The sequence below is a fragment of the Amycolatopsis thailandensis genome, assembly GCF_042723255.1.
In the GTDB taxonomy this organism is placed as follows: Bacteria; Actinomycetota; Actinomycetes; order Mycobacteriales; family Pseudonocardiaceae; genus Amycolatopsis; species Amycolatopsis thailandensis.
The window spans coordinates 5,738-8,868 of the sequence record NZ_JBHXJK010000225.1; the positions used below are offsets into that span (position 1 = coordinate 5,738).

The window sequence follows — 3,131 nt, forward strand, 5'->3', positions numbered from 1 at the left end:
GGCCCCGGACCCTAACCGGCCTCTGTATGCGGGGGGACGCTTGCCCAAATACCCCTACCTTCGGACGAACCGCGAGGAGGTCAGTCGACGCCGGCGTCCTCGGGGCGGCCGGAAGCGAGCCCGGCCAGGACGTCCAAAGCGGCGCCGAGCGTCTCGAGGGGCGGTGACGAAACGGCGAGCCGCACCGCGTTCGGGGCGTGCCCGGGGACGATGGCGAACGCGGCCGCCGGGGTGACCGCGATCCCGCGTCGCGCGGCCGCGGCGACGAAGGTCTCGGCGCGCCAGTGCTCCGGGAGTTCCCACCAGCAGTGATACGCCCGCGGGTCCGCGCGCAGCGTGAACCCGGCCAGCCGCGCGGCCGTCATCCGCTGGCGTTCGGCCGCGTCGAGCCGTTTCGCCCGTTCGACGGTTTCCAGCGTGCCGCCGGTGATCCAGCGGGTGGCTGCCTCGACGGCGAACCGGGGCGCCACCCAGCCGCCCGAGCGCACCGCCGCGGCCAGCCGCTCCGTCCATTCCGCCGGGACCGCGAGGAATCCGGTGGTCAGTCCCGGGGCGAGCCGTTTGGACAGGCTGTCGGTGAACACCGTGCGTTCCGGCGCGTACGCCGCGAACGGGCGGACCTCGGGCCGGAGGAAGGTGTAGATCCCGTCCTCGATCACCGGGATGTCCATCCGGCGCACGGTTTCCGCGAGTCCGGCGCGCCGACCTTCGTCCATTGTGGACCCGAGCGGATTGTGCAGGGTCGGCTGGACGTACAGCGCGCGGACGGGCGCGGCGGCGTGCGCGGCTCCGAGGGCTTCGGGCATGAGGCCCAGGTCGTCGGTTTCGATGGGCACCAGCTGCACGCCGAGCCGCCCGGCGAGCGCCTTGACCACGGGGTAGGTGATGGCCTCGACGGCGAGCCGCTCCCCCATCGGCACGAAGGCGGCGATAGCGGCGGCGATGGCTTCGCGGCCGCTTCCGGCGAAGAGGATTTCCGGTGTCCAGCCGTCCTTCGCGAGCAGCCCCGCGACGGCGTCGCGCGCCTGCTTCGAACCGGTGACGCTGCCCGGCCGCAACGCCGCTGTCAGGACGTCGTCCCGCAGGAGCGGTTCCAGTGCCTTCCCGACCAGCGCCGATTGCTCCGGGAGGACGGCGAAGTTGAGTTCGAGGTCGACGGTCGCGCCGCCCGGCTCGGCCAGCGCCGTCTCCAGCGGAGGCTTCCCGGCGCGGATGAACGTGCCCCGGCCGACCTCGCCGACCACGACACCTCGCCGGACGAGTTCGCCGTAGACCCTGGCGGCGGTCGAGTTGGCGATCCCGCGGTCGCGGGCGAACCGCCGCTGCGGGGGCAGCCTGTCGCCAGGACGGAGCCTGCCCGCCTCGACGTCGGCGGAGATCTCGTCCGCGACTATCCGGTAGTCCTCCATGCCGCCCCTTCGATCGCACCGATGATGCCATCGACGTGCGATGTGAGCCGACTGCGACCTACGGAACACCACAACGGCGGGCTCCTAGGTTAGCCTAACCTGCGTGGAGACCCTCACCGAGCAGCGAACGACGTCACGACTGCACGCGGACGCCCTGACGCTGGCCTACGACGGCCGGACCGTGGCCGAAGACCTCGGGGTGGTCATCCCCGACCGGTCGTTCACCGTCATCGTCGGCCCGAACGCCTGTGGCAAGACGACCCTGCTGCGCGCCCTCGCGCGGATGCTCAAACCCCGCCAGGGCTCGGTGTTCCTCGACGGGCAGACGATCAGTTCCTTCCCCGCCAAGGAAGTCGCCCGCCGGCTCGGCCTGCTGCCGCAGAGCTCGATCGCGCCCGACGGCATCACCGTCGCCGATCTCGTCGCGCGCGGCCGGTATCCGCACCAGCGCCTGCTGCGGCAGTGGTCCCGCGAAGACGCCACCGTGGTCACGGAGTCCATGCGCGCCACCGGCGTCGACGACCTCGCCGAGCGACTGGTCGACGAACTGTCCGGCGGGCAGCGGCAGCGCGTGTGGATGGCGATGGCCCTCGCGCAGGAGACCGACCTCCTGCTGCTCGACGAGCCGACGACCTACCTGGACATCGCACATCAGATGGACATTTTGGACCTGTGCGCGGAACTGCACCAGCAGCAGGGCCGGACGCTGGTCGCGGTGCTGCACGACCTCAACCACGCCGCGCGCTACGCCACCCACATGATCGCGATGCGGGGTGGAGAGGTGCTGGCGACGGGGACGCCCGAAGAGGTCGTGACCGCCGAGAACGTCGAAAAGATCTTCGAGCTGCCGTGCCGGGTCATGCCGTGCCCCGAAACCGGGACCCCGCTGGTCATCCCGAAGGCCGGACGCCGCGCCGCCTGAGGTTGGGCCGGACGGACACCCTGATGGACGCTCTCGTGTCCGCTTCGCGCCGCTAGGTTGTCCTGGGGAGGTGCCCATGTCTCAGGAAACGTGGACCAAAGTAGACGAATACATCTTCGACGCGCTCGTCCCGTCCGATCCCACTCTCGAAGCGGCCATCGAGGCCTCGGACGAGGCGGGCATGCCCGCCATCGCCGTCGCGCCGAACCAGGGCAAGCTGCTCCATCTGCTGGCCAGGATGATCGGCGCCCGCTCGATCCTGGAGATCGGCACGCTCGGCGGCTACAGCACCATCTGGCTCGCCCGCGCCCTTCCGCCGGAAGGGCGTCTCGTGACGCTCGAGTACTACCCGAAGTTCGCGGACGTCGCGCGGAAGAACCTCGACGCCGCCGGTGTCGGCGACCTCGTCGACATCCGGCTCGGCGAGGCGCTGGACCTGCTGCCCGATGTGGAAGGCCCGATCGACCTGACGTTCATCGACGCGGACAGGGTCAACAACCCGGCCTACTTCGAGGCGGCGCTGGGGCTGACCAGACCGGGCGGGGTGATCGTGATCGACAACGTGGTCCGCTCCGGCGCGGTGGCCGACACGTCGAACACCTCCGACGAGATCGTGGGATTGCGGCGGATGCACGAACTGATCGCCGCCGAACCGCGGGTCGACGCGACCGCGTTGCAGACCGTCGGCATGAAGGGGCACGACGGGCTGACCGTCGTCCTGGTGACCTCCTAGCGAGAGGCGCCCCCCTTTGGGCCCTTGATCACCAAGTCCGTGAAGGCCTCCTTGAGGGCCCCTGGGT

The 3,131-nt window shown here is 70.7% G+C and carries 3 protein-coding genes; 2 read left to right on the forward strand and 1 reads right to left on the reverse strand.

What is annotated here, in order from left to right:
• Positions 1-80: 80 nt before the first annotated feature.
• Positions 81-1,409 (reverse strand): aminotransferase-like domain-containing protein, encoded by a 1,329-nt coding sequence (locus ACFWMR_RS41410; protein WP_378382352.1) that lies wholly within the window; start codon positions 1,407-1,409, stop codon positions 81-83.
• A gap of 103 nt (positions 1,410-1,512) precedes the next feature.
• On the opposite strand from ACFWMR_RS41410, the gene ACFWMR_RS41415 reads away from it, so the two are divergent.
• Together ACFWMR_RS41415 and ACFWMR_RS41420 are read left to right on the forward strand one after the other, a co-directional pair.
• Positions 1,513-2,331, forward strand: a complete 819-nt coding sequence (locus ACFWMR_RS41415) for an ABC transporter ATP-binding protein (protein WP_093938169.1) — start codon at positions 1,513-1,515, stop codon at positions 2,329-2,331.
• Between the two features lie 76 nt (positions 2,332-2,407).
• The gene (locus tag ACFWMR_RS41420; protein WP_378280162.1) at positions 2,408-3,064 is read left to right on the forward strand and encodes an O-methyltransferase; all 657 of its coding nucleotides are present in this window, start codon (positions 2,408-2,410) and stop codon (positions 3,062-3,064) included.
• The last annotated feature ends 67 nt before the right edge of the window (positions 3,065-3,131 follow it).